Origin of the sequence: Mycolicibacterium llatzerense, assembly GCF_025331195.1 — a bacterium.
GTDB lineage: Bacteria > Actinomycetota > Actinomycetes > Mycobacteriales > Mycobacteriaceae > Mycobacterium > Mycobacterium llatzerense.
Map to the genome: position 1 here is coordinate 118,173 of NZ_LXOV01000013.1, position 24,851 is coordinate 143,023.

The window sequence follows — 24,851 nt, forward strand, 5'->3', positions numbered from 1 at the left end:
GTCACGGACATGTGTGCCGGACAATGCCAGATTGAGGACGTGATGAGCGAGGTTGCCAACACCTCTGACGCCAGAGGCACGCAAGCCGGAACTGACGGCACGCAGGGCGGCCCGACCACCAATCGGCGGGGCAACCGGCTGCCCCGGGACGAACGACGCGGCCAGCTGCTGATCGCGGCCAGTGACGTCTTCGTGGACCGCGGCTACCACGCCGCCGGCATGGATGAGATCGCCGAGCGCGCCGGTGTGAGCAAACCGGTCCTGTACCAACACTTTTCGTCGAAGCTGGAGCTGTACCTGGCGGTGCTGCAGCGGCACGTCGACAACCTGCTGCAGGGTGTCCGCGGGGCCTTGACCACCACCACCGACAACCGGCTGCGCCTGCGTGCCGCCGTCGAGGCGTTCTTCGACTTCATCGAGCACGACAGCCAGGGCTACCGGCTGATCTTCGAGAACGACTACGTCACCGAGCCGCAGGTCTCGGCGCAGGTCAAGGTGGCCACCGACTCGTGCACCGACGCGGTGTTCGACCTGGTCAGCAGCGATTCGGGCCTGGAAGCGCATCGCGCTCGGATGATCGCCGTCGGCCTGGTCGCGATCAGCGTCGACTGCGCCCGCTACTGGCTCAACAACGACCGCCCGATCTCGAAGGACGCGGCCGTCGATGGCACGGTGCAGTTCGCCTGGGGCGGTCTGTCACACGTTCCACTCACCCGCTGACGCGGCTCGAACCAAACAAAACTGCCCCTCTCCGAATGGAGAGGGGCAGTTTTTGCTTGCGGCGGTAGTCAGTCCTTGCCGGTGACGCCGAAGCCGACCCGGCGGACGTCGGCCGCACCGATCTCGACGTAGGCGATCCTGGCGGTCTGCACCAGGAACCGGCGACCCTTCTCGTCAGTCAGCGCCAGGACGCCCGACTCCTTGGCGAGCGCGTCGGTGACCAACGCCTCCACTTCCTCCGGAGTCTGCGCGCTGTTGAGGAACAGTTCGCGCGGGCTGTCGGTGACCCCGATCTTGACCTCCACGCTGACCCCTTTCATTCGTTTCAAGACTTCATTCGAGCTGCAATAGAACTCTCCTCAGGAGGCTAGTGGACGACGATGGCCGCGGTACCCGCGGGCACGTTCGCCGTAGGCGAACCACGTGCAGAGGCCGCCGTAGGCGAACCATGTACGGCGGTGCCGGTGGCGGACCGGTGGGACGCGCCGTCGAGGTCACGACGTCGTCACAGTTGCCGCCCGGAAATCCTCGCCCGCCGGCACCACCTTGCGAGGTCGCGACGGGTTGTCTCGGCGCGGTGGACCCAACCGAGTCCCGACCGTTATCCGATGGCAAGCGAGCCAACCTCATCCGTAACTTTCACACCACTAGCATCGACGAGGTAAGTGAAACTCGACCGGGGAAAGTCGCCATGAGCAGGACATATTCGCGATATTCAGCACCGTCGGGGGCGTCCACCGACGGCTACGGGGACACCCCGAGCTACCAGGGTTACGACCGCGGCTACAGCTACGGCAGTGCCAACTACAGCTACGGCTCCAGCACCGGGTACGGCTCGTACAGTTCGGCCACCGATCTGGCTGACCGCCCCACCGGCGAGTACACCAGCACCTACGGCGACACCGACCGGTTCACGGCAGCAGACGCCGATTACGCCGGCAGTGATGCCGACGCGGCGTACGACGATTACGACGACGACGAGATCTACGAGTACGACGACGCCATCGATCGGCGCTGGGTCTGGGTGGCCGGCGTCGCCGGCGCCATCCTGCTGGTCGCGGTCATCTGCACCGTCGTGATCCTCGGCGGCGGCGACAGCGGCCCGGTCACCGCGCCGATCACCCCGCCCAGCACCAGCCAGTCCGCCGCGCCGTCGGCCTCGGCAGCACCGTCAGCGGCTCCGCGCCCCCGGGTGACCGCCGCGCCGCCGTCGGCGTCGCTGGCACCCGAGACCGTCACGACCGTCACCCCGACCGCACCGGCCCCGACGGCCGAGGCCGTCCCGCCGGTCGATCCGGCGGCCGTACCCGCGGCGCCCGTCCCGAACACGGTGACGTACCGGATCACCGGCAACAAATCGCTGTTGGACCTGGTCACGGTCATCTACACAGACGGCCAGGGCGCGCTGCAGACGGACGTCAACGTGTCCCTGCCGTGGGCCAAGACGGTCACCCTGAACCCGGGCGTCTCGCTGAGCTCGGTGACCGCCACCAGCGTCACCGGTCAGCTGAACTGCTCGATCAGCGATGGGTCGGGCGCAGCGGTCGCCGCGCAGAACAACAACACATTGATCACCACCTGCACGAAGTAGTCACCACGGCACCACAGAACCGGGTGCGTGAGCTCAGCCGAGGCCGAGTTCGCGTACCCGGTTTTTGTGTGTCTCCTGCAGGCGCTCGAAGAACTCGGTCATCTGGGTCAGGCCCTCGCCGCTGGACAGCACCAGGTCGACGAGCTCGTCGTGCTCGGCCATCACGAACTGCGCCTGGGTGATCGCCTCCCCCAGCAACCGCCGCGACCACAACGCCAGCCGGTGCCGCTGCCGGTCGCTGGCGCCGACCGCGGCCCGCACCTCGGCCACCACGAACTGGGAGTGGCCGGTTTCCGACAGCACCGCACGCACCACGTCGGCTGCCTCTGCGGGCAGCGAACCGGCGATCTCCAGGTAGAAGTCCGCCGCCAGGGCGTCGCCGACATAGGTCTTGACCAACGCCTCCAGCCAGGTGCTCGGAGTCGTCAGCCGATGGTAATTCTCCAGTGCCGGAGCGTATTTCGTCATCGCGGGGACGACGTCGACGCCACGACTCAGCAAGGCCTCGCGCAAGACGTCGAAGTGGCCCATCTCGGCAGCGGCCATCCGCGCCAGGTTGATGCGGCCGGCCAGGTTCGGCGCCATCCGCGCCTCCTCGGTCAACCGGTAGAACGCGGCGACCTCCCCGTAGGCCAACAACGCGAACAACTCGTTGATACCGGGATGATCACCTGACACCGCCGGCTGCACCGGAGTTGCCGTCTGCTCGGGCTGCGCCTGGGACGTCGAAGGCATGGCCCCAACTCTAGACCGCGACTCGCGTCACAGCCGACCGGCGACGCGACCAGCTACAATAGTCTCGGCTGTAGCCGTTTCCGTAGAGCGAGACAGGCTGCGACCAAGGAAATGTGCGTGCACGTGTTGGCCCGCCTCCATCCGCGACCTACGCGGTAGGCGGTTCTCCAGCTCGCCGGAAACCCGGCTGAATTCGGCAGAATCGCCCCGAGGGCCCCAAGTGTTTGTCGTCAGACTCGTGCGCGCGTGGAACAACAGCGAGCACTGACTCCGATGACACTGGAAGGCATCCACGCCACCTCATGACCGCTTTAACTGCAACGATCACAGAAGAAAAAACCTTCGCTGACCTCGGTGTTCGGGACGAAATCGTCCAGGCACTCACCGAGGACGGCAAGCACCACCCGTTCGCCATCCAGGAGCTGACCCTCCCCTTGGCGCTGGCCGGCGACGACCTCATCGGCCAGGCCCGCACCGGTATGGGCAAGACCCTGGCGTTCGGCGTGCCGCTGCTGCACCGCGTCGCCTCCGATCCGACGCTGCCGCTGACCGGCACCCCCCGCGCCCTCGTCGTGGTCCCCACCCGCGAGCTCTGCATCCAGGTGTACGGCGACCTGACGATGGCAGGCAAACACCTCAAGGCCGGCGAGTCCGGGGAACGCAAACTCCGCGTCGAAGCCATCTACGGTGGCCGTCCCTACGAGCCGCAGATCGAAGCCCTGCAGCAGGGCGTCGACGTCATCGTCGGCACCCCGGGCCGGCTCCTGGACCTGGCTCAGCAGGGCCACCTGCAGCTCGGCGGCCTGAGCGTCCTGGTCCTCGACGAGGCCGACGAGATGCTGGACCTGGGCTTCCTGCCCGACATCGAGCGCATCCTGCGCCTGACCCCGGATTCCCGGCAGGCGATGCTGTTCTCGGCCACCATGCCGGACCCGATCATCACGCTGGCCCGCACCTTCATGAACCAGCCGACGCACATCCGGGCCGAGGCCCCGCACTCGGCGGCCACCCACGACTCCACCAAGCAGTACGTCTACCGCGCCCACGCGCTGGACAAGGTGGAGATGGTCAGCCGCATCCTGCAGGCCAACGGCCGCGGCGCGACCATGATCTTCACCCGCACCAAGCGCACCGCCCAGAAGGTGTCCGACGAGCTCGCCGAGCGCGGCTTCAAGGTCGGCGCCGTCCACGGTGACCTGGGCCAGATCGCCCGCGAGAAGGCCCTCAAGTCGTTCCGCAACGGGGAGATCGACGTCCTGGTCGCGACCGACGTCGCAGCCCGCGGCATCGACATCGACGACATCACGCACGTCATCAACTATCAGATCCCCGAGGACGAAATGTCCTACGTGCACCGCATCGGCCGTACCGGCCGCGCCGGCAAGACCGGTATCGCGGTCACGCTGGTGGACTGGGACGAGCTGACCCGGTGGTCGCTCATCGACAAGGCCCTGAACCTGGACTGCCCGGACCCGGCCGAGACCTACTCCCGCTCGCCGCACCTGTACGAAGAGCTGGACATCCCGACCGACATCACCGGCTCGGTCGGCTCTTCGCGGGCCAAGCCCGCGAAGAAGTCGGCGTCCGACCCCGAGCTCAAGCGCGAGTCCAGCACCGACAAGGACCGCCCGGCCCGTGGCCGCAGCCGGTCCCGCCGCCGCACCCGCGCCGGCGAGTCGGCCACCGGCCACGTCGAGGCATCCGGAGCCGCCGACGGCGAGACCGCCGAAGGCAGTGCACCGGAAGGCGACAGCCCCGCCGAGTCGACCCACACGGGTCGCCGCCGCCGGCGTCGTCGTCCGAGCAAGGCCACAGCGGGGGCAGCCATTGACGCCCCGGCCGTCGCAGCGCCTGCAGCCGAGTAGCCGCAGGTCGTCGGCGCCCTATGGTCAAACCGGAACGACGTACCAAAGCTGATCTGATCGCCGCCGCGGCCATCGTGGTGGTGGTCGCCGTCGGCGCAGCGGTGATCTGGTGGAACAGCGACGCGCGGGCCACGGTCAGCAGGCCCGCAGACCGTCCCATCCCGGCGTTGCATGCTGCGAAGACGGTGCCCACGACGCTGCATGAACTGTGGACCGCGGCCAGCGGCAAGACCACCCAGCCTGCTGTCGTCAGCGGTGTCGTGGTCACGGGCAACGGCGATGAGATGCAGGGTCGCGACCCGGTCACCGGCAACACCCTGTGGAGCTACTCGCGCGACCGCGAGCTGTGCGGCGTCACCACCGTCTACCAATTCGCGGTGGCGGTGTATCCCGACGGGCGCGGCTGCGGACAGGCCAGCGCCATCGATGCGAGCACCGGGCGACGCGGCCCCGCCCGCAGCAGCCTGGCCGACACCGAGGTGAAGCTGTCCACCGACAGCACGACGATCCTGTCGTACGGCGACAGCCGGCTCGAGCAGTGGCGCTCCGACCTGGTGCGGATGATCAGCTACGGCTACCTCGACGCGGTCGTCAAACCCGGCGTCCCGGCCTCTCCCCTGTGCCGACTGACGTCCGCCGCGGCCAGCCCGTCGTCGGTGGCAGTGATGGAGGCCTGCCCCAAGCAGAACGACCTGCGGCTGACGCTGCTCAAGGCAGCCAAGGAAGAGGACCAGCCGGACGTCAAGCGCGTGGCGCTGCCCGGCGTCAGCGTGGACTCCGACGCGCAGGTGATCGCGGTGTCAGAGACCAAGGCGGCGATCTATGTGCCGACGCCGCAGCCGTGCGTGAACATCATCGACGAAACCGGCAACACCATCGCCAGCACCCTGCTGCCGCATCCCCCGACGCCGGTGACCGCGACGACTCGCGTCGGTGACGTCGTCACCTGGTACACGGGCGATTCGGTGCTGGTCTTCGACGCCAACGGGCTGCGCTACCGGTACACCGTCAGCGCGCAGGGCGGGCAGGCACCGATCGGCCCGGCCACCATGCTGGCCGGGCATCTGCTGGTCCCGGTGACCAGCGGCTACGACACGTTCGACGCGCTGAGCGGCGCCGGCCAGACGCACATCGCGTTGGCGCGGCAACCGGTCAACACCGCGGTCATTCCGGCCATGGCGGGTCCGACGCTGCTGGAGCAGCGCGGCAGCCAGTTGGTCGCGTTGGGTCAGTGACCCGACCGATCACACGTCAGGGGTGAAGACGGGCAGCGCCTTGTTCTTCTTCCAGTGCTTCAGCAGAGCTGACGCCAGCTCGCGATAAGCGATGGCGCCCTTGTTCTTTCGGCCCGCGAGCACCGACGAACCCGAGGCACTGGCCTCGGCGAACCGCACCGTTCGCGGGATCGGCGGGGCGAGCACCACGAGGCTGTAGCGGTCGGCCACGTCGAGCAGGACGTCCCGGCTGTGCGTGGTGCGGGCGTCGTACAGCGTCGGCAGCGCGCCCAGCAGCCGCAGGTCGGGGTTGGTGATCTGCTGCACGTCGGTGACGGTCCGCAGGAACTGGCCGACACCGCGGTGGGCCAGCGTCTCGCACTGCAGCGGCACGACGACGTCGTTGGCGGCGGTCAGACCGTTCAGGGTCAGCACGCCCAGCGACGGCGGGCAGTCGATGATGACCACATCGAACTGGTCGGCGATCTTCGCCAGCGCGCGTTTGAGCGCGTACTCCCGGCCGGCCCGCATCAGCAGCATGGCCTCGGCGCCGGCCAGGTCGATGTTGGCCGGCAGCAGCGTCATGCCTTCGGCGGTCGAGACCAGCGCAGTGTCGGGTTCCACGTCACCGAGCAGCACCTCGTGCACCGATACCGGCAGCTTGTCCGGATCCTGGCCGAGGGAGAAGGTCAGACAGCCCTGCGGATCGAGGTCGACAAGCAGAACCCGCTGGCCTTCCTCGGTCAGCGCTGCACCCAGAGAAGCCACTGTTGTCGTTTTTGCGACGCCACCCTTTTGGTTGGCGACCGCAAGTACCCGCGTCACGGTGCCCATCCTGACACGCGGCCATGTGGCGCCGCTCACCGTGGGGCAGAATCTCGGGCGTGAGTACCGCAGCCGACCCGTCAAAACACCGGCTGCTCCTGCTTCGCCACGGGCAGACCGAATGGTCGCGCAGCGGCCGGCACACCGGACGCACCGACCTGGAGCTGACCGAGGAAGGCCGGCAGCAGGCCCGCAGCGCCGCCTCGGCACTGGCCGAGCTGAAGCTCGACGATCCGCTGGTGATCAGCAGCCCGCGCCAACGCGCCGTCGTCACCGCCGAACTGGCCGGGCTGGACGTCGCCGAGACCACCGAACTACTGGCCGAGTGGGACTACGGCGACTACGAGGGCCTCACCACCCCGCAGATTCGCGAGCAGGTCCCCGACTGGCTGGTGTGGACGCACGGCTGCCCCGGCGGTGAGAGCCTGGCCGACGTCAGCGCCCGCGCCGACCGTGCTGTGGCGCTGGCCCTGGAACACCTGGCGACGCGCGACGTCGTGTTCGTCGGGCACGGTCACTTCTCGCGCGCGGTGATGACCCGCTGGATGGAGCTTCCGATCACGGACGGCATCCGGATCTCCATGGCGGCGGCCTCGATCTCGGTGTGCGGCTTCGAGCATGGCGTGCGCCAGCTCGTCGCGCTCGGTCTGACCGGCCACCCCAACCCGTGCCTGCCCGAGTGAACCCGGTCTTTGTACTGGCGGGTCCCGATGGGGTCATGCTGGCCGAGGGGCCTGCCGAGGCGCTCTCGGATCTGGACGACGCACGGCAGGCGCTGGCCGACGACGACGTGCCGATTCTGGTGGGCGCCTTGCCGTTTGACCTGGGTGCCCCGGCCGCGTTGATGGCGCCGGCCGCCGTCACCTATGCCGATGCCCTGCCCTTCACCGCCGACCGGCTGCCGGCGGTCCGGATCGCGGCCAGCCTGCCGTCGCCCGATGAGCACCGGGCCCGCGTGGCCGCCGCGGTGCAGGCCCTGCGCGATCCGTCGACAGGCCTGCACAAGGTGGTGCTGGCCCGGGCGCTGCAATTGGTCGCCGAGGACGCGCTGGATCCGTATGCGGTGCTGGCCCGTCTCGCCGAAGATCGCAGCGCCACAGCATTTTTCACCGATCTCAGCGCGGCCGGTCCGCCGTACTCCGGCACCGCGCTGCTCGGCGCGAGCCCGGAGCTGTTGGTGGCCCGCCGCGGCGACGTGGTGACGTGCAAGCCGTTCGCCGGGTCGGCGCCGCGGTCCCCCGACCCCGAGACTGACGCCGCCAACGGCGCCGCGCTCGCGGCGTCGGCCAAGAACCGGCATGAGCATCAGCTGGTGGTCGACATCATGCGCGAGGCGCTCGAACCGCTGTGCAGTGAACTCGACATCGCCGCCGAGCCACAGGTCAGCGCCACCACGGCCGTCTGGCATCTGAGCACACCCATCGTGGGACGTCTGCGCGAACCCTCCACCACCGCACTGGATTTGGCTATCGCGCTGCACCCGACACCGGCTGTCGGCGGGGTCCCCACCGCGGCGGCGGCCCGGCTGATCACCGAGTTGGAGGGCGACCGCGGGTTCTACGCCGGCGCGGTCGGCTGGTGCGACAGTGCCGGCGACGGCCGGTGGGTGGTGTCGATCCGGTGCGGCCAGCTGGCCGCGGACCGGCTGTCCATCGACGCCCGCGCCGGCGGCGGTATCGTCGCCGAGTCCGACCCCGATGACGAAGTCACCGAGACCACAACAAAATTCAGGACGATGCTGACCGCGTTGGGAGTACCGCTATGACAACGATCATCCGCCCAGTCCAACCGGGCGACGAAGTCGAGATCACCGCGATGATCCACGAACTGGCCGCCTTCGAGAAGGCCGCCGATCAGTGCACGGTGACCGAAGCCCAGATTCGGACCGCGTTGTTCGGCGGCGCCGAGTCGGGGCAGGCCGCCGTTTCGGGTCATTTCGTCGAGGTCGACGGCCGGCCGGCGGCATTCGCCCTGTGGTTCCTGAACTTCTCCACGTGGGACGGCGTCTCCGGCATCTACCTCGAAGACCTGTTCGTGCGCCCCGACTTCCGGCGCCGCGGCCTGGCCCGCAAGCTGCTGTCGACGCTGGCGGCCGAATGCGTCGAGCGCGGGTACACGCGGCTGCAGTGGGCGGTGCTGAACTGGAATGTCAACGCCATCGCCCTGTACGACGAGGTCGGCGGCAAACCGCAGTCCGAGTGGACGACCTACCGGGTGTCCGGCCCGGAGCTGACCGCATTGGCCCAGGGCTGACCTTTCAAACACCAGGGTCACACCCGCCACAACGGTGTTAATCTGCGCCCGGGTCAACCGGAGGGACGGCAATGCGATTCCAGCGTCGGCAACTGCTGTCCAAGGTGAGCATCCAGTCCAAGCTCGTCGTGATGCTGGTGCTGTGCACCATCGTGGCAGCGACCGTCGTCGGCGTCATCGGGTTCTGGGCCGGCCGCGCCTCGCTGCGGGACTCGGTCTTGAACCGGCTCACCGAACTTCGGCAGTCCCAGTCCCGCGAGCTCAAGGATCAGCTGACTGATCTGAGGAACTCGATGATCATCTACGCGCGCGGCACCCACACCCAAGCCGCGCTGGCGGACTTCACCGCGGGCTTCGACGCACTGGCCGACAAGCCCATCAGTCCGGCCCAGTCCCAGGCGATCACCGACTACTACACCAACACCTTTCTCAACCAGGTGCAGCAGTCCAGCGGCGCCAAGCTGAACGTCGATCAACTGCTCCCGCGAGAGAACCCCCAGCGGTATCTGCAGGCGAACTACACCGCCGTCCGGAAGAACGACGACACGGCAATCAAGGTCGACGACGCCCGCGACGGCAGCACCTGGTCGGCGGCCAATGCCCGGTATCAGGACTTCTTCCGGGAGATCGTCAACCGCTTCGAATTTCAGGACGCCATCCTGCTCGACAACCGCGGCAACATGGTCTACACCGCGTACAAGGACGTCGACCTGGGCACCAACATCCTGACCGGACCGTACAGCGGCTCCAAACTCCGTGGCGCATACGAGAAAGCGATGTCCGCCAACGCCGTCGACTACGTCGGCATCACCGATTTCGAGGTGTACCAGCCGGCGGAGAACGAACCCACCGCCTGGATGGTCACGCCGATCGTGGCCGCGGGGCGCGCGATGGGCGTGCTGGCCCTGCAGTTCCCCGTTTCGAAGATCAACCGCCTGATGACGTTCGACAAGCGCTGGAACGAATCTGGCCTGGGCAATACCGGCGAGGTCTTCCTGGTCGGTCCTGACGATCTGATGCGTTCGGACTCCCGGATGTTCCTGCAGGATCCGCAGGCCTACAAGCGCGACGTCGTCGCGGCGGGCACGCCGGCCGACGTCGCCGCTCGGGCAATCCAATTGGGCGGCACCACCCTGGTGCAGCCCGTGCCGCCGGACACCAACCGGCAGGCCCTGCGGGGTGAATCGGGAACCCGACTGGCCACCGACTACCTGGGCCACGAGGTGTTACTGGCCTACGCGCCCATTGTGATTCCCGACGCCGAACTGCACTGGACCATCATCGGCAAGATCGACACCTCGGAGGCCTTCCAGCGGGAGACCGCATTCACCAGGACCATGGTGTTGACGACCGTCGGGATCATCTTCGCCGTCTGCATCGCGGCGATGTTCCTGGCCCAGCTTTTCGTCCGGCCACTCCGGCGGCTCGAAGCGGGCGCGCAGCGGATCAGCGCGGGCGACTACGACGTCACCGTCCCCGTCGAGACGCGAGACGAAATCGGCGAGCTGACAGAGGCTTTCAACGAGATGAGCCGAAGCCTGACCGTCAAGGAAGAGCTCCTCGTCGAGCAGCGCAAGGAGAACGCGAAGCTCTTGGCGCTGCTGATGCCCGAACCGGTCGCCGAGCGCTACCAGCAGGGCGAGGAGATCGTCGCCGAGGAGCACCAGAACGTCACGGTGATCTTCACCGAGATCATGGGGCTGGACCGGCTGCAGGCGCAGCTGACGTCACAGGGCTCGCTCTCGGTGGTCAACGAGATCGAGCGCCAATTCGACGCGGCCGCAGACAGTCTCGGCATCGAGCGCGGCCGCCCGATCCGCAACGGCTACCTGGGCAGCTGCGGTCTCAACGTACCGAGACTGGACAACGTCCGGCGGACCGTCGACTTCGCCCTGGAATGCGAACGGATCATCGACCGGTTCAACAGTGAAACGGGCAATCACCTGAGCCTGCGGGCCGGCATCGACACGGGCACCGTCAGCAGTGGCCTCGGCGGTCAGCACTCGGTGGTCTACGACATGTGGGGCGCGGCGGTCAACGTCGCGTACCAGGTCAAGAGCGGTTCACCGCAACCGGGAATCGACGTCACCGACCGGGTGTATCAGGCGCTGCAGGCCACCATGACCTTCACGTCCGTCGGCACGATATCGGTTGACGGACACGACGAGCCGATCTGGCGACTGGTGGAACCGCGGTGATCGCCGACGTGTTCACCTCGGCCTGGTTCTACTGGGCCGTTGGCATCGCAATCGGATTGCCGATCGGGCTGGTCGCGCTCACCGAATGGCAGCACGCGCTGCGTCGCAAGCAGAGCTTCCTGCTCCGGCCGGTGACCGTATTGCGCAACTACCTGCTGCCGATCGGTGCACTGCTGCTCCTGCTGACCGAGGCCCGGCAGGTCCCGGCGGGATCCACCTCGGTGCGCACCGTCGCAACGCTTTTCGCGTTCGTCGTGCTGGTCCTGCTGCTGTCCGGGGTGAACGCCGCACTGTTCCAGGGCGCCCCGGCCGGGACCTGGCGCAAGCGGGTGCCGACGATCTTCGTCGACGTCGCCCGGTTCGTGCTCATCGCGGTCGGGCTCGCGGTGATCTTCTCGTACATCTGGGGCGCGAACGTCCGTGGCCTGTTCACCGCGCTGGGGATCACCTCGATCGTCATCGGCCTGACGCTGCAGAACTCGGTGGGCCAGATCATCTCGGGCCTGCTGATGTTGTTCGAGCAGCCGTTTCAGATCGGCGACTGGCTGGATACCACCGCCGCACGAGGGCGGGTGGTCGAAGTCAACTGGCGCGCAGTACATCTGGAGACCGGCTCCGGGTTGCGGATCACGCCGAACTCGGTCCTGGCCGGGGCGTCGTTCACCAATCTGAGCCGGCCGGCCAGCGCACATTCGATCACCGTGACCACGATCTTCTCGCTCGACGACCCACCGAACCAGGTGTGCGCGATGCTGACCCGGCTGGCCGGCGACCTACCGATGCGGCGCCGGGAAGGCACCGCGTCGGCAACGCCCGCGGGAGGACTCGAGTATCAGACCACCATTCCGCTGCACTCCCCCGCCGACGACGGCGAGGCGAAAACACTGTTCCTGCAATGGGTCTGGTACGCCTCCCGGCGGATGGGCCTGCACCTGGACGAAGCCGAGGACGAGTTCTCGACGCCCGAACGGCTCGCGGAGGCCGTCAGCCGGGTCATCGCGCCGACGTTGCAGCTGAGCGCCGAGCAGCAGACCGACCTGGCCCCGGCCGCAACGTTGCAACGCTACGCAATCGGCGAGACGATCCAGCGCGCCGGCGAGGTGCCGGAGGGGATGAGATTCATCGTGTCCGGTCGCATCCAGCTGACCACCGGCACCGCGGACGAGCCGGGCGCGGTGATCGGAATCCTCGACGAGGGCGGCTATCTCGGTCAGAGCACGCTGACGCGCCAGCCGGTCATCGGCAGCGCGCAGGCGCTCGACGAAGTGACCCTGGTGCATGTCGAACGAGACTGCATCGAGACGGTGGTGCAGCGAAATCCGGTGCTGCTACAGGAATTCGGTCGTGTCATCGAAGACCGCCGGGCCCACGCCCAGCGCGCGCTGAGCGCCGACTGAAACCTTCAGTCCTGCTTCGAGATCCAGTGCACGGTCGACGGGCTGAACAACAACCCGAGCGTGACGATCGCCACCAGCCCGACGACGATGGCGTACTGCAACTGGCCGGACTGGAAGACGTACCACGCGACTCCGAGCAGCAGCAGATTGGCGAACACGCCGATACCGCGGCCCCAGCGTCGCCCGGTGATCAGCGCCCAGCCGCCGGCAAGCACACCACCGCAGATGCACACCAGCCAGAGCGCGTTGCCGTATCCGCTGACGATGTGCTGATCGGCGCCGGCCAGCCCGCGCACCACGTACACCGCTGCCCCGATCAAACCGAGCACACCTTCGGCGGCCACCAGGAACCCGGCCCGGCGGACGGCCGGCGGATGGATGGTCGGATCACTCACCGCGACAACCGATCTGCCAGGTACCGCACCGCCAGCTCGTAGCCGATGGGTCCCGCGCCGGCGATCACGGTCTCGGCCACCGCCGACACGTAGGAGTGGTGCCGGAAGGCCTCGCGTTTGTGGATGTTGCTCAAATGCACTTCGGCAACCGGCAATTCGGCCGCGGTGAGTGCGTCCGCGATGGCCACCGACGTGTGGCTGTAGGCGGCCGGGTTGATCACGATGCCGACGCAGTCGGTGCGCGCCGCCTGAATCGCGTCGACCAGTTCACCTTCGTGGTTGCTCTGCACCGCACGCACGGAGAAGCCGAGCTGTGCCGCCAGGTCGGTGACGGCCTGCTCGATCTGCGCCAGGGTGGTCGAGCCGTAGATTTCCGGCTGGCGAGTCCCCAACAGATTCAGGTTGGGCCCGTTGACGAGGAGCAGGCGGCGATCGGTCACCCGACCACGGTACCGGCTGCGAACAGGCAGAATTGTCCGGTGCCGACCAACAGTCAACCGTGTCGCTGCGATACCGGGATGGAGTTCGCCGCCTGCTGCGGCCCCCTGCACCGCGGCGAGCGGCCCGCCGCCACCGCCGTCGCGCTGATGCGTTCGCGGTTCACCGCGTTCGCCCTCGGCGACGTCGATTACCTGCTGGCGACGTGGCATCCGAGCACCCGCCCGGCAGACCTCGATCTCGACGCCGAGGTGCTCTGGCGCCGGCTGCAGATCGTCGACACCGAGGCCGGCGGCGAACACGAGCCGACCGGCGTGGTGCAGTTCCGCGCCCAGTACGTGCGCGACGGCGGCCGGCACATCCTGCACGAGCGCAGCCGCTTCACCCGCGACCGCGACGGCCGATGGCTGTACGTCGACGGCGATTTCGTGGACTAGCGCCGCCGGCCCGCCGCCCACCATCCCGGCCGCCGGGCGATCGAGTTGCCGACGGTCGTGGCGCAGATAGGCTCGGGACCCGTGCGTGCCGTGCTGATCGTGAATCCGAACGCGACCTCGACAACCCCGGCAGGCCGGGACCTACTGGCCCATGCGCTGGAAAGCCGCGTCGACCTGACCGTCGCACATACCGACCACCGGGGCCACGCCATCGAGATCGGGCACCAGGCCGCCGCTGACGGCACCGATGTGGTGATCGTGCACGGCGGCGACGGCACGGTGAACGAGGTGGTCAACGGCATCTTGGGGCATGCCAACGGCGTGCCGGGGGCGTCCAGCACCGCTGTCGGCGTGGTGCCGGGCGGCTCGGCGAACGTCTTCGCCAGGGCCCTCGGCATCAGCCCGGACCCGCTGCAGGCAACCAATCAGCTCGTCGACCAGCTCAGCGAATACCGCAGGGGCGTGCCCTGGCGGCGGATTGGGCTGATGGACTGCGGCGACCGCTGGTCGGTGTTCACCGCCGGCCTGGGGCTCGACGGTGAGGTGGTGGCTGCCGTCGAGGCGCAGCGGGCCAAGGGCCGCAAGGTGACCGCGTCGCGGTACATCCGGGTGGCCATCCGCGAGGCTGTCGGCAGCGCCCGGAAACCCCCGCGGTTGACGTTGCACCTACCGGACCACGAGCCGATCTCCGGCGTGCACTTCGCTTTCGTCTCGAACGCCAGCCCGTGGACCTACGCCAACAGCCGTCCGGTCTGGACGAACCCCACGACGACGTTCGAGACCGGACTGGGCGTCTTCGCAACCACCAGCATGGGCATCGGGGCCAACCTTCGATTGCTGCGGCGGATGCTGTCGCGCACACCACAGATCGAGGGGCCGCATCTGATCCGCGACGACGATCTGCCCTGGCTGCGGGTGACAAGTGACACACCTGTCGCGTGCCAGATCGACGGGGATTTCGTTGGCCTGCGCGAAAGTGTGACGTTCACCGCGGTCCCGGAGGCACTCAACGTGGTCGCGCCCCCAGCAAAAACTCAGTGACCAGCGATCTTGATTACAGTTTGCCAAATTTAGGGCGCAGGTGGCCCAAGTGTAGTACAACTGGTTTAGGGGCCTGCCAACCTGGGTCCGCAGTGACATTGCCCACGAGTTAACGCGTCGCTATTGACATCTGTCCAGCCTGTGAAAACATCAGATGCAACAGTGCAGAAACATTTCGTGTGCACCAGTTAACAGCCGAAGTGAAAAAACCTTGCGCGCTTTGCTGCGCGCCCAGTGAGGAGTGTTGACCATGGATTGGCGCCACAAGGCGGTCTGTCGCGACGAGGATCCGGAACTGTTCTTCCCGGTGGGAAACAGCGGCCCGGCCATCGCCCAGATTGCTGACGCGAAGCTCGTGTGCAACCGCTGCCCGGTGACCACCGAGTGCCTGAGCTGGGCGTTGGAGTCCGGCCAGGACGCCGGCGTCTGGGGCGGTATGAGCGAAGACGAGCGTCGCGCGCTGAAGCGCCGCAACGCGCGCACCAAGGCTCGCACCGGCGTCTAGCCACCACGGCATTCAAAAATGACCCCGGCGATTCGCCGGGGTCATTTTTTGTGCCGAGCAGCCAGGCCGAGTGGCCGGCTACCGCACGGAAATCACGCAAGGTCGTGCCACAAGTGGCCACTGAGCGGCGAAAGATGTTGTGCGGCTCGGCCGCTCAGGCCTAGTACGCGGCTCGGCCGCGGCGGCCGATCGGCACACGCAGCACCACATCGGTACCGCCGCCCGGCGCGGCTTCCATCGCCAGCGTGCCGTCCAGCACCGACGACACCTGCGTCTGCACGATCTGCAGCCCCAGCCGGTCCGAGTTCTCGAGAGTGAACCCATCGGGCAGTCCGTGTCCGTCGTCGTGCACCACGACGTCGAGCCAGCGCGCAGACCGGTCGGACTTGATGGTCACGCTGCCCTGCGCGGTGGTCGGATCGAAAGCGTGCTCGATCGCGTTCTGCACCAGCTCGGTGATGACCATGATCAGCGCATGCGCCCGGTCGGCGTCCAGCACGCCCAGATCGCCCTCCCGGCGCACCCGGATCGGTGCGCCCAGCGACGCCAGGTCGTTCATCATCGGCAGGATGCGGTCGATCACCTCATCGAGGTTGACTTCCTCGTCCACCGACAGCGACAGCGCGTCGTGCACCAGCGCGATCGACGACACCCGGCGCACCGAATCCAGCAGCGCCTCTCGCGCCTCGGCATTGTTCATCCGGCGGGACTGCAGCCGCAGCAGCGCCGCCACCGTCTGCAGGTTGTTCTTCACCCGGTGGTGAATCTCGCGGATCGTGGCGTCCTTGGACAGCAGCGCGCGGTCCCGGCGCTTGATCTCGGTGACGTCGCGGACCAGAACCGCCGCCCCGACTGCCTGACCCCCCACGGACAGCGGGATGGTCCGCAGCAGCACCGCGGCGCCGCCGGCGTCGATCTCCATGCGCATGCTGGAGCCGCCCGCCAGTAGGTCGCGGACGTGGTTCGCCAGCTCCTGCGCGTCGAAGGGATCGGAGATCAGCGGACGGGTGACGCTGATCAGGTTCTGGCCGTCGAGCTCGGTGGCCAGCCCCATCCGGTGATACGCCGAGATGGCGTTGGGGCTGGCGAAGGCCACCACCCCGTCGACGTCGAGCCGGATCAAGCCGTCGCCGACGCGGGGGCTGGACCGCGACATCGGCACATCGCCGACGTTCGGGAACGTGCCCTCGGCCAGCATGCGGAGCAGGTCCCGGGCGCAGTCCAGATAGGCCCGCTCGAGCGGCGCCACCTTACGACGGTCGGCAAGTGCGGTCTGGTGGGTGAGGACCGCGACCACGTGGTTGCCGTAGCGGACCGGCACGGCCTCCAGGTTCAGCCGCGAATCACCTTGTGCCGCAGTGTTTTCCTTGCCGCGACCAATGAGCCCGGTCTCGAAGGCCGCCGAGACGGCCGGCATGTCCGCAGCGGAATTGATCGTCCCGACCGCATCGGTGAACAGCACCGTCAGCGCGGTGTTGGGCCGGATCTGGGCGACGCACACGAGCGCACCGTCATCGCGACGGACCCACATGAGGTAGTCGGCGAACGACAAGTCGGCGAGCAACTGCCATTCTCCGACCACGGCATGCAGGTGGTCGACGGCATTGCCGGGTAGGACAGTGTGCTCGGCGAGCAGATCACCGAGGGTGGACATGGCGCGCTATCCGGTAGGAGGTCACCTAGCCGATGACGGCAATCAGATCGCCGGCCTGGATGACGTCGCCGACGGCCACGTTGACGGAAGTCACCGTGCCGCCAACCTCGGCCAGCACCGGAATCTCCATCTTCATCGACTCGAGGAGCACCACCGTGTCACCCTCACCGATCTGGTCGCCCTCGCGAACCACGACCTCGAGCACACTGGCCACGATTTCAGCGCGAACGTCCTCGGCCATCTTCACCCCACTCGTCTCCGTGTCTTTGCGCAGGCGGTGCCTGCGGCCTCTATTGCACCACAGCACCACGGTTTGCAATTGGGTGGCGTGGCCGTGCGACACTGTAGGGCGAGCAATCGAACCTTTGGAGGACCATCATGGCCAAGCGTGGCCGCAAGAAGCGTGACCGTAAGCACTCGAAGGCGAACCACGGTCGGCGTCCCAACGCCTGACCTGCTGCCTTCCTGACCGCCCGGCTCCGTAACGGAACCGGGCGGTTTTCGTCTGTCCGGAAGCGCCCAGGACGGGCGTTCAGCCGCGAACGATGGTGGTGCGGCTGATCTCGAGCTTGAGCCTGGCACGGAGGCCCTCAGGGGCCTTCTCGCCGCTGCACTTGGTGGCGATCAACGCCTTCACCCGCTCCTCCACACCGTACTGACGTAGGCAGGTGGGGCATTCCTCCAAGTGGAACCGCAACTTGTCGCGCGTCTCCGTGGTGCATTCCCCGTCGAGCAGGGTCCATACCTCGGCGATCACCGCGGCGCATTCGGGATGATCAGGGTCGATCGGGCCGAGCGGCGGCTCGAACGTGTGCCCGTCGGGACGGGTGAACTCCTCGCCCATCAGGACACCTCCTGGGTGTCGAGGCTCTCGCCACGGAGGAATCCTCGGTCCCGGGCGACGCCGCTCAACAGTTCACGCAGCTGCTTGCGACCACGGTGCAGGCGGGACATCACCGTCCCGATCGGGGTATCCATGATTTCGGCGATCTCCTTGTACGGGAAGCCCTCGACGTCGGCGTAGTACACCGCCATCCGGAACTCCTCCGGCAGCGCTTGCAGCGCCGCCTTGATTTCAGTGTCCGGCAGCGCCTCGAGCGCCTCAACCTCGGCCGAACGCAGACCGGTCGACGAGTGCTCGGCGTTGGCCGCCAGCTGCCAGTCGGTGATCTCGTCGGTCGGGTATTCAGCCGGCTGCCGCTGCTTCTTGCGGTAGCTGTTGATGTACGTGTTGGTCATGATCCGGTACAGCCACGCTTTGAGGTTGGTGCCCTCGCGGAACGAATGGAAGGCCGAATAGGCCTTGACCATGGTTTCCTGCACCAAATCCTCGGCGTCCGCGGGATTGCGCGTCATGCGCAGCGCGCCGCCGTAGAGCTGATCCAGCAGCGGAATCGCGTCGCGCTCGAAGCGCGCCGTCAGTTCCGCATCGCTCTCGTGCGCCTGTCCCCCGGACTCATGCTCCGTCACTGCGGAACCCAGTCCGTCGATGTCGGTCATCGTGGTCGAGACCGTCCCTTCTGTCGCGGCGCCACGCAACAGGTCCGGCAACTCGACCGGACGTTCCAGACATGCCGTTGGCACCTGTGTCCCCTTCCGTCCGATCCTAGAGGCTGCGACCGACAAGTTCGCCAGCCATTAATTGACCATGCTGACGGGAGTAACAGCGCTGCACCGTGCACTTGTTCCCGGCCTCTAGGCTTGCCTGCCATGGCGAGCGCGGCAACCCCGGCGATCAAGGCCCTGCAGGCCGCCGGGATCAGCTACGAAATTCGGCAGTTCCGGCACGACCCGCGGGCGACGTCGTTCGGCGACGAGGCCGTCAACGAACTCGCGGCAGAAGGGTTCGTCGCGGCGCAGATTTTCAAGACGCTGGTGCTGGCGGTCCCCGGCGGCCTGGCCATCGCGGTGCTCCCGGTGCCCGACAAGCTGTCGTTCAAGGCCGCGGCGGCGGCGCTCGGCGTGCCGAAGGCGGAGATGGCCGAGCAGGCAGCGGCACAACGCACCACGGGATACGTCGTGGGCGGCATTTCCCCACTGGGACAACGCAAGTCGCTGCCGACAGTCGTCGACGAGTCGGCGCTGGACTGGGACCGGGTGCTGTGCAGTGCGGGCAAGCGCGGGCTGGACATCGTGCTGGCCCCGGCCGACCTGGTGACCGCCACTTCAGCGGTGACCGCCGAGATATGTACTCCGCGGTAACTCCGGCGGCATAGGGTGTGCGCATGACACTGTCCGGGAAGACCATGTTCATCTCCGGTGCCAGCCGTGGCATCGGTTTGGCCATCGCGAAGAAGTTCGCGGCCGACGGCGCCAACGTCGCGCTGCTCGCAAAGACCGCCGAGCCCCATCCCAAGCTCGACGGCACCGTCTACACGGCGGCCAAGGAGATCGAAGAGGCCGGCGGCCAGGCGCTGCCGATCGTCGGCGACGTCCGCGACCCCGACTCGGTCACCGCGGCGGTGGCCCAGGCCGTCGAGCAGTTCGGTGCCATCGACATCTGCGTCAACAACGCCTCGGCCATCAACCTCGGCTCCATCGAGGAAGTGCCGATGAAGCGCTTCGACCTGATGAACGGCATCCAGATCCGCGGCACCTACGCCGTCTCGCAGGCCTGTATCCCCCATATGAAGGGCCGCGAGAACCCGCACATCCTGACCCTGTCGCCGCCGATCCGGATGGAATCCGAGTGGCTGAAGCCGACCGCCTACATGATGGCGAAGTACGGAATGACGTTGTGCGCGTTGGGCATCGCCGAGGAGATGCGCGAGGCCGGTATCGCCTCGAACACGCTGTGGCCGCGCACCCTGGTCGCCACCGCCGCGGTGCAGAACCTGCTCGGCGGTGACGAGGCGATGGCCAAGGCCCGCCGCCCCGAGGTGTACTCCGACGCCGCCTACGCGATCTTCAACAAGCCCGCCCGCGAATACACCGGGCAGAGCCTGCTGTGCGAGGACGTGCTGCTCGAGTCCGGCGTCACCGACCTGTCGGTGTACAACTGCACCCCCAACGCCGACCTCGGCGTCGATCTCTGGGTCGACACCCCCAACCCGCCGGGATACACCGGCCCGTAGTCCGGTCGGCCGATCTGCCCGGCGCTAATCAGCCGCCGGGCAGATCTCCACACCCGTGACCATCGGTGGCCACGCCACCGTCACCTCCACGAGTGCGGCCAGCGGCGCGACAGCGGGAAACGCCCGGTCCCACTGCTTCTGCACCTGTTCCACCGCATGCGGGTGCATAAACGTCCACGCCATCCCCACCAGCAGGTACGGCAGCGCCAACCACAGCAGGAATTCGGCCATCGCGCCGACGCTGACCCGGCGGCTCAGCAACCGGCGCATCAGATCAACTCCCCATCGCGGCGAATCTGCCTGCGCACGTAGGCCAACAGCACGTAGCTGCCGGCCTGCCGGATGAACAGCGGCAGGAACCGGTTGACGAAAGCGACCAGCCGGAACAGCGTTTCGAACAGATACTGACGGCCGGCGCCCCACGACATGCCCATCGCGTCCCGGAAGACCGGCGCCAGGAAACCTGCGGTCAGGAACGCCAACAGGGGCCGAAACGGCAGGGCCAGAACGGGATTGATCATCCGCAACCGCACCAGTTCGGTGAGGTACCCACGGACGGTGTCATCGATGGCCACCTTGGCGCAGGCCGCGGTCCAGTAATCGTCGAACTCGGCGCGGCCGGCGGGCCACTGGTCGGCGGTGACCTGCAGCGTGGTGCCCAGCGGCGCGGCGGACCGGTAGAATTGTTCGGCCAGCTCAGGTGTCAGCTCGCCGCGCAACAGTTGATAGACGTCCTCCATGCCGACGAACAGGCATGCGGCGACCCACATCTGCAGATCGCGGTCAAAAGCGTTGTAGCGCACCGGGCTGTCCGGGCCGGACTGCACCTGGCGGTGCGCCGAGTCGACGGCCTTGCGCATGGCCGCACGGTCCTCGTCAGTACCGAGGATGGCCACCGCCAGGTACTGAAATGTGGTGCGGGCCCGCTTCCACGGATGCTTGAGCAGGTTCCCCGAATCGACCTTGCTCTCCACCACGCCGTACCCGACACCCGGCCACGACAACTGCATGATGACGTTGGCTGCGCTGGCCGCCGCACCCCAGAAATCGGCGGCATCGGCAATCGTCACCGGGTACTCGTCCCACCGTGCGGTGCGGCGCCGAATCTGGATGCGGCAGTCCGCGAGGGCCAATGCCGGGGTTTCGCCGGTCATGGCAGGCACATGCTCGTCAGCAGCAGCATCGGCCAGAACACCACGGTTCGCACGAAGACCAGCACGCGGTCCACGCCGTGCGCCGCCTCGAACGAGCCGGTGTGGGTAACCGCCCATAGGACGCCGAGCACCAGATACGGCGCCGCCAGCATGGCGGCGGTGCCCAGCCACTCGGCGATCGTCATCTCGAAACTGAAAATGCCGCGGGCGGGCTCGTCGTTGTCGGTCATGTTGATTTCACCGTAACCCGCATGGCAACAGCCGGAAAGCCGCTTCGGGAGGCCTACAGTGGCCGCATGTCGACCTGGTCAGTCGGACGGTACGAGGCCGTCGCCGAATTCATCGCGCCCATCGCCATCGAGGTCGTCGCCGCGGTGTCCGCCGGGCCCGGCACCGCGCTGGTCGATCTGGCCTGCGGGACCGGCAGTGCCGCGCTGCACGCCGCCGGCCTGGGCGCACACGTCACCGGTGTCGACATCACGCCGGAGTTGCTGGCCTTCGCCGCTGCCAAGCCCGGCGGCGATGCGGTCGAATGGGTGGCCGCCGACGCGTCCGCGACGGGACTGCCCGACGCGGCCTTCGACGCCGCGGTGTCGAACATGGGCACCATCTTCGTCGAACCGTCCACTATGGTCGCCGAGCTGGCCCGGCTGCTCAAACCCGGTGGCGTGCTGGGATTTTCGACCTGGGTCAAGGCCGTGGACAATCCATTCTTCACCCCGATCGTCGGGGTGCTGGGCCAGCCGGAACCCGGCCCGCACTCGCCCGATCAGTGGGGCGTGCCCGAGCTGGTCCACGCCCGGTTGGATACCGACTTCGCCGATGTGGACATCGAAAACCGAACACTCATTTGGCGATTCGGATCATTGGCCGACGGGCTGCGGTTCGTCACCGACGAGTCCCCGGTTCATGTCAACATCTTCAGCCACCTCGACGACGCCACCCGCGCCCGGCTCGTCGACGCGTTCGCCGCGGCGTTCACGGCCCACGAAGCACCCGATGGGACGGTCGCTTTCGACGCGCCGTACGCGGTGATCACGGCGCATCGCCGTTGAGGGCTGCCGCTGAACTCAGTTGGCCTGGTAGAGGATTCCGCGGCCGATCGCTTCACGGATTTCCGGCATCGCCGCCTCGGCAAGAGCGTCGGCGTCAACACCGTGATGGGTGGCCAGCAGCCCGATGAGCGTGCCCAACGGCACCTCGCCCCGGCACCCGGCCAGCAGGGCCGTCAGCACTTCGTCCACACCGAGCACCGCACCCGCACCGCCGGGACGACGGACCGCACAACCGATCTCCTGCCAGCCGTCCGGTCCGGGCAGCGAATGCTGCTCCAGCAGCACCGGCGCGGTGGAGAGGCGGGCAGCGAGCAGCTCGTCGTCCGAGGTGTCGCGCAGGTAGGCCCGGCGGGCGAAGAACGCTTCCACCTCGGCGCCCGTGATGGGTTCGTCGGTGATCTCCTCGAGGATCTGCTCGGGCTCTTCGCCGGGGCGCGGCACGCGCAGTGAGATCAGACCCATGCCGATTCCGGTGATGCCTTCGGCGTCGAACCAGTCCAGCCAGGCCGCCCCGCGCTGCGCGATCTGTTCCGCAGACTCGCCGGCGTCGGCCAGCCACAACGACACATAGCTGACCGGGTCGGCCAGTTCCCGCTGCACCACCCAGGCGTGCAGCCCGGTGCCGGCCAGCCAGTCCTGCACCCGGGTCCGCCAGTCATCTTCCCGGACAATCCAATTGGCCATGATCTGGGCGGTGCCGCCGGGAGTCAGGTAACTGCCGACGTTCTCGATGATGGTGCGGCACAACCCATCGCCGGCGACGCCCGAATCGCGGTAGATGTAGTCCTGGGCGCCCGCGCCCACCACGAAGGGCGGGTTGGACACGATGAGGTCGAAGCGCTCCCCCGCCACGGGATCGAAGAGACTGCCGGGCCGCAGATCCCAGGACATCCCGTTGAGCCCGGCAGTGGCCTGCGCCAGCACCAACGCGCGCGGGTTGGTGTCGGTGCCCACGATGTCGGCGCAGTGACCGTTCAGATGCAGCGCCTGGATGCCGCAGCCGGTGCCCAGATCGAGTGCCCGCTGCACCGGAGTCCGAATCACGGCCCGCGCCAACGACATCGACGCGCCCCCGATGCCGAGGACATGCTCGTGCTCCACGGGTCCCCCACGGAGGGCGGCGTCCTGGTCGGAGACGACGTAGAAGTCGCGTTCCCCGTCTGAGTGCGGACGAATGTCGAGGGCAGCCCGGACCGTGTCCGTCACCTCCAGCACGCCGGCTGCCGCCAGCTCGGCCAGGCTGGTCGAGGGGAACGCAGCCTGCACCTGCTCGGCCGGTTCGTCGGAGCCGAGCAGGAACAGCCGGATCAGCGTGGCCAGCCGGCCGCCGTCCGCGGTGGCACGCAGCGCCGGCCACCACGCACCCCGGCCGAGGGCCGCATTGGCGTCGTCACCGAGCAGTTCGGCCACCCCGTCGGTGGTGTACCCGGCAGAGCGCAGGTCAGCGCCGAGAGCTTCCACGAGCAAGGGATCCAGGGCGGTCAAAACAGCGTTCCTTCGGGTTCGGAGTCGGCGGGCTCGATCAGTTCCGGGCCATTGTTGCGAATGCTGTTGACCAGCTTGGACACCTCCCGGGTGACGATGCGGTCCAGGTCGCCATGCCCGCGCAGCAGCCCTTCGTCGATGGGCGCGTCGGGATCGAGCCAGCGGTCCCAATCGCCGGCGCTGATGGTCAGCGGCATGCGGTCGTGGATGCCGGCCAGCGGCCCGACCGACTCCGTCGTGATGATGGTGCAGCTGACCAGTGGCGCGTCCTCCCGGGATGCCCCGGCCGGCCGCCACGTCGTCCACAGTCCGCCCATGAACAGCAGCTCGTCGTCGGCAGCGTGCATGTAGAACGGCGTCTTCGTGGCTTTCTTGCCCTCGGCCGCGGGGTTGGGCCGCCATTCGTACCAGCCATCCATCGGGATGAGGCAGCGCTTCGATTTCGCCGAACCGCGGAACGCCGGCGACGTGGTCAGCGTCTCGGCGCGCGCGTTGATCAACAGCGGCCCCTTGGTGTCGGGCGAACCATCGGCCGTGGTCTTGACCCACGGCGGGATCAGGCCCCAGCGCATCGACCGGACCCGCCGGGTGGGCTCATCGTCGGGCTCGGAATGCCGCCGCACGACGCTGCTGATGGTCGTGGTGGGCGCCACGTTGTAGTTGGCCGAAGGCAGGGTGCTGCCCTGCTCACCGCCGTCTTTCGCCGGTTCGGACACCTTGGCGACGCTCTCGTCCAAAGCCTGGATTTTCGCCGCCAGCAGCGCCGGGTCGGTGGTGACTGCAAATCGCCCGCACATACCAGGCAGGATAGGGGC

The 24,851-nt window shown here is 67.7% G+C and carries 30 protein-coding genes; 16 read left to right on the forward strand and 14 right to left on the reverse strand.

Annotated features, from left to right (window positions below):
• Positions 1-42: 42 nt before the first annotated feature.
• On the forward strand, positions 43-720 hold the full coding sequence (locus tag A7G45_RS20455; protein WP_260939933.1) for an HTH-type transcriptional activator FasR: 678 nt from the start codon (positions 43-45) through the stop codon (positions 718-720).
• Positions 721-788: 68 nt separating this feature from the next.
• On the opposite strand, the gene A7G45_RS20460 is transcribed toward A7G45_RS20455, so the two are convergent.
• Positions 789-1,025: a DUF3107 domain-containing protein gene (locus tag A7G45_RS20460; RefSeq protein ID WP_043392935.1), complete on the reverse strand. Its 237-nt coding sequence runs from the start codon at positions 1,023-1,025 to the stop codon at positions 789-791.
• A gap of 386 nt (positions 1,026-1,411) precedes the next feature.
• On the opposite strand from A7G45_RS20460, the gene A7G45_RS20465 reads away from it, so the two are divergent.
• On the forward strand, positions 1,412-2,311 hold the full coding sequence (locus A7G45_RS20465; protein ID WP_260939935.1) for a hypothetical protein: 900 nt from the start codon (positions 1,412-1,414) through the stop codon (positions 2,309-2,311).
• A 33-nt stretch (positions 2,312-2,344) separates the two neighbouring features.
• Here the strand turns inward: A7G45_RS20465 and A7G45_RS20470 are convergent, their stop codons facing one another.
• Positions 2,345-3,046, reverse strand: a complete 702-nt coding sequence (locus tag A7G45_RS20470) for a ferritin-like fold-containing protein (RefSeq protein WP_260939937.1) — start codon at positions 3,044-3,046, stop codon at positions 2,345-2,347.
• Between the two features lie 302 nt (positions 3,047-3,348).
• Between A7G45_RS20470 and A7G45_RS20475 the strand changes: the two genes are divergently transcribed.
• Positions 3,349-4,911, forward strand: a complete 1,563-nt coding sequence (locus A7G45_RS20475; RefSeq protein WP_260939947.1) for a DEAD/DEAH box helicase — start codon at positions 3,349-3,351, stop codon at positions 4,909-4,911.
• Between the two features lie 20 nt (positions 4,912-4,931).
• On the forward strand, positions 4,932-6,146 hold the full coding sequence (locus tag A7G45_RS20480) for an Rv3212 family protein (protein ID WP_260939948.1): 1,215 nt from the start codon (positions 4,932-4,934) through the stop codon (positions 6,144-6,146).
• Positions 6,147-6,155: 9 nt separating this feature from the next.
• Here the strand turns inward: A7G45_RS20480 and A7G45_RS20485 are convergent, their stop codons facing one another.
• Positions 6,156-6,959 carry a ParA family protein gene (locus tag A7G45_RS20485; RefSeq protein WP_043392459.1) on the reverse strand — a complete coding sequence of 268 codons (804 nt, stop codon included), beginning with the start codon at positions 6,957-6,959 and terminating at the stop codon, positions 6,156-6,158.
• Positions 6,960-6,973: 14 nt separating this feature from the next.
• Between A7G45_RS20485 and A7G45_RS20490 the strand changes: the two genes are divergently transcribed.
• From A7G45_RS20490 to A7G45_RS20510, 5 genes are all read left to right on the forward strand, one after another.
• Entirely contained in the window at positions 6,974-7,633 is a 660-nt protein-coding gene (locus A7G45_RS20490; RefSeq protein ID WP_377042012.1) for an acid phosphatase, read from the forward strand.
• A 35-nt stretch (positions 7,634-7,668) separates the two neighbouring features.
• On the forward strand, positions 7,669-8,715 hold the full coding sequence (locus A7G45_RS20495; RefSeq protein WP_260940104.1) for an isochorismate synthase: 1,047 nt from the start codon (positions 7,669-7,671) through the stop codon (positions 8,713-8,715).
• Positions 8,712-9,203, forward strand: a complete 492-nt coding sequence (locus tag A7G45_RS20500; protein ID WP_260939949.1) for a GNAT family N-acetyltransferase — start codon at positions 8,712-8,714, stop codon at positions 9,201-9,203. Before A7G45_RS20495 ends, A7G45_RS20500 begins: the two co-directional genes overlap by 4 nt.
• A gap of 71 nt (positions 9,204-9,274) precedes the next feature.
• Positions 9,275-11,401 carry an adenylate/guanylate cyclase domain-containing protein gene (locus A7G45_RS20505; protein WP_260939950.1) on the forward strand — a complete coding sequence of 709 codons (2,127 nt, stop codon included), beginning with the start codon at positions 9,275-9,277 and terminating at the stop codon, positions 11,399-11,401.
• Positions 11,401-12,798, forward strand: a complete 1,398-nt coding sequence (locus tag A7G45_RS20510) for a mechanosensitive ion channel family protein (RefSeq protein ID WP_260940105.1) — start codon at positions 11,401-11,403, stop codon at positions 12,796-12,798. The genes A7G45_RS20505 and A7G45_RS20510 overlap by 1 nt, the downstream gene beginning before the upstream one ends.
• 5 nt (positions 12,799-12,803) lie before the next feature.
• Here A7G45_RS20510 and A7G45_RS20515 read toward each other — a convergent pair whose 3' ends face one another.
• Both A7G45_RS20515 and aroQ read right to left on the reverse strand, forming a co-directional pair.
• A complete protein-coding gene (locus A7G45_RS20515; RefSeq protein WP_043985253.1) occupies positions 12,804-13,193 on the reverse strand; it encodes a hypothetical protein in 390 nt (129 codons plus the stop codon).
• Complete coding sequence (gene aroQ, locus A7G45_RS20520) at positions 13,190-13,633, reverse strand: type II 3-dehydroquinate dehydratase (protein WP_043392452.1); 444 nt, start codon at positions 13,631-13,633, stop codon at positions 13,190-13,192. Before aroQ ends, A7G45_RS20515 begins: the two co-directional genes overlap by 4 nt.
• Before the next feature lie 78 nt (positions 13,634-13,711).
• Here aroQ and A7G45_RS20525 point away from each other — a divergent pair, with 78 nt between their 5' ends.
• The 3 genes from A7G45_RS20525 (at position 13,712) to whiB1 (ending at position 15,614) form a co-directional block, all read left to right on the forward strand.
• The gene (locus A7G45_RS20525; protein ID WP_260939953.1) at positions 13,712-14,068 is read left to right on the forward strand and encodes a YchJ family protein; all 357 of its coding nucleotides are present in this window, start codon (positions 13,712-13,714) and stop codon (positions 14,066-14,068) included.
• Positions 14,069-14,149: 81 nt separating this feature from the next.
• Complete coding sequence (locus tag A7G45_RS20530; protein ID WP_260939966.1) at positions 14,150-15,109, forward strand: diacylglycerol/lipid kinase family protein; 960 nt, start codon at positions 14,150-14,152, stop codon at positions 15,107-15,109.
• Between the two features lie 250 nt (positions 15,110-15,359).
• Complete coding sequence (gene whiB1 / locus A7G45_RS20535) at positions 15,360-15,614, forward strand: transcriptional regulator WhiB1 (protein ID WP_043392449.1); 255 nt, start codon at positions 15,360-15,362, stop codon at positions 15,612-15,614.
• A 160-nt stretch (positions 15,615-15,774) separates the two neighbouring features.
• Here whiB1 and A7G45_RS20540 read toward each other — a convergent pair whose 3' ends face one another.
• Positions 15,775-17,268, reverse strand: coding sequence for a two-component system sensor histidine kinase PdtaS (locus A7G45_RS20540; RefSeq protein WP_260939968.1), 1,494 nt, complete (start codon positions 17,266-17,268; stop codon positions 15,775-15,777).
• A 25-nt stretch (positions 17,269-17,293) separates the two neighbouring features.
• The gene (locus A7G45_RS20545) at positions 17,294-17,509 is read right to left on the reverse strand and encodes a biotin/lipoyl-binding carrier protein (RefSeq protein ID WP_043392924.1); all 216 of its coding nucleotides are present in this window, start codon (positions 17,507-17,509) and stop codon (positions 17,294-17,296) included.
• A gap of 137 nt (positions 17,510-17,646) precedes the next feature.
• On the opposite strand from A7G45_RS20545, the gene A7G45_RS32745 reads away from it, so the two are divergent.
• On the forward strand, positions 17,647-17,721 hold the full coding sequence (locus A7G45_RS32745; protein ID WP_085976028.1) for a 50S ribosomal protein bL37: 75 nt from the start codon (positions 17,647-17,649) through the stop codon (positions 17,719-17,721).
• A 79-nt stretch (positions 17,722-17,800) separates the two neighbouring features.
• Here A7G45_RS32745 and rsrA read toward each other — a convergent pair whose 3' ends face one another.
• Positions 17,801-18,112, reverse strand: a complete 312-nt coding sequence (gene rsrA, locus A7G45_RS20550; RefSeq protein WP_260939969.1) for a mycothiol system anti-sigma-R factor — start codon at positions 18,110-18,112, stop codon at positions 17,801-17,803.
• Positions 18,112-18,768, reverse strand: a complete 657-nt coding sequence (locus A7G45_RS20555) for a sigma-70 family RNA polymerase sigma factor (protein WP_260940106.1) — start codon at positions 18,766-18,768, stop codon at positions 18,112-18,114. The genes rsrA and A7G45_RS20555 overlap by 1 nt, the downstream gene beginning before the upstream one ends.
• Before the next feature lie 210 nt (positions 18,769-18,978).
• Here A7G45_RS20555 and A7G45_RS20560 point away from each other — a divergent pair, with 210 nt between their 5' ends.
• Complete coding sequence (locus tag A7G45_RS20560) at positions 18,979-19,470, forward strand: aminoacyl-tRNA deacylase (protein ID WP_260939970.1); 492 nt, start codon at positions 18,979-18,981, stop codon at positions 19,468-19,470.
• Positions 19,471-19,493: 23 nt separating this feature from the next.
• On the forward strand, positions 19,494-20,342 hold the full coding sequence (locus A7G45_RS20565) for an SDR family oxidoreductase (protein WP_043392437.1): 849 nt from the start codon (positions 19,494-19,496) through the stop codon (positions 20,340-20,342).
• Between the two features lie 24 nt (positions 20,343-20,366).
• Here the strand turns inward: A7G45_RS20565 and A7G45_RS20570 are convergent, their stop codons facing one another.
• From A7G45_RS20570 to A7G45_RS20580, 3 genes are read right to left on the reverse strand one after another with little or no spacing between them, the layout of a single operon-like run.
• Entirely contained in the window at positions 20,367-20,612 is a 246-nt protein-coding gene (locus A7G45_RS20570; RefSeq protein WP_043392435.1) for a hypothetical protein, read from the reverse strand.
• Positions 20,612-21,496, reverse strand: coding sequence for an oxygenase MpaB family protein (locus A7G45_RS20575; RefSeq protein WP_260939978.1), 885 nt, complete (start codon positions 21,494-21,496; stop codon positions 20,612-20,614). Before A7G45_RS20575 ends, A7G45_RS20570 begins: the two co-directional genes overlap by 1 nt.
• Positions 21,493-21,726, reverse strand: coding sequence for a hypothetical protein (locus A7G45_RS20580; protein WP_260939979.1), 234 nt, complete (start codon positions 21,724-21,726; stop codon positions 21,493-21,495). Before A7G45_RS20580 ends, A7G45_RS20575 begins: the two co-directional genes overlap by 4 nt.
• Before the next feature lie 66 nt (positions 21,727-21,792).
• On the opposite strand from A7G45_RS20580, the gene A7G45_RS20585 reads away from it, so the two are divergent.
• Positions 21,793-22,551, forward strand: a complete 759-nt coding sequence (locus A7G45_RS20585; protein ID WP_260939980.1) for a class I SAM-dependent methyltransferase — start codon at positions 21,793-21,795, stop codon at positions 22,549-22,551.
• Positions 22,552-22,566: 15 nt separating this feature from the next.
• Here the strand turns inward: A7G45_RS20585 and A7G45_RS20590 are convergent, their stop codons facing one another.
• The gene (locus tag A7G45_RS20590) at positions 22,567-24,036 is read right to left on the reverse strand and encodes a DUF7059 domain-containing protein (RefSeq protein WP_260939981.1); all 1,470 of its coding nucleotides are present in this window, start codon (positions 24,034-24,036) and stop codon (positions 22,567-22,569) included.
• The gene (locus A7G45_RS20595; RefSeq protein WP_260939982.1) at positions 24,033-24,833 is read right to left on the reverse strand and encodes an SOS response-associated peptidase; all 801 of its coding nucleotides are present in this window, start codon (positions 24,831-24,833) and stop codon (positions 24,033-24,035) included. The genes A7G45_RS20590 and A7G45_RS20595 overlap by 4 nt, the downstream gene beginning before the upstream one ends.
• Between the last annotated feature and the right edge of the window lie 18 nt (positions 24,834-24,851).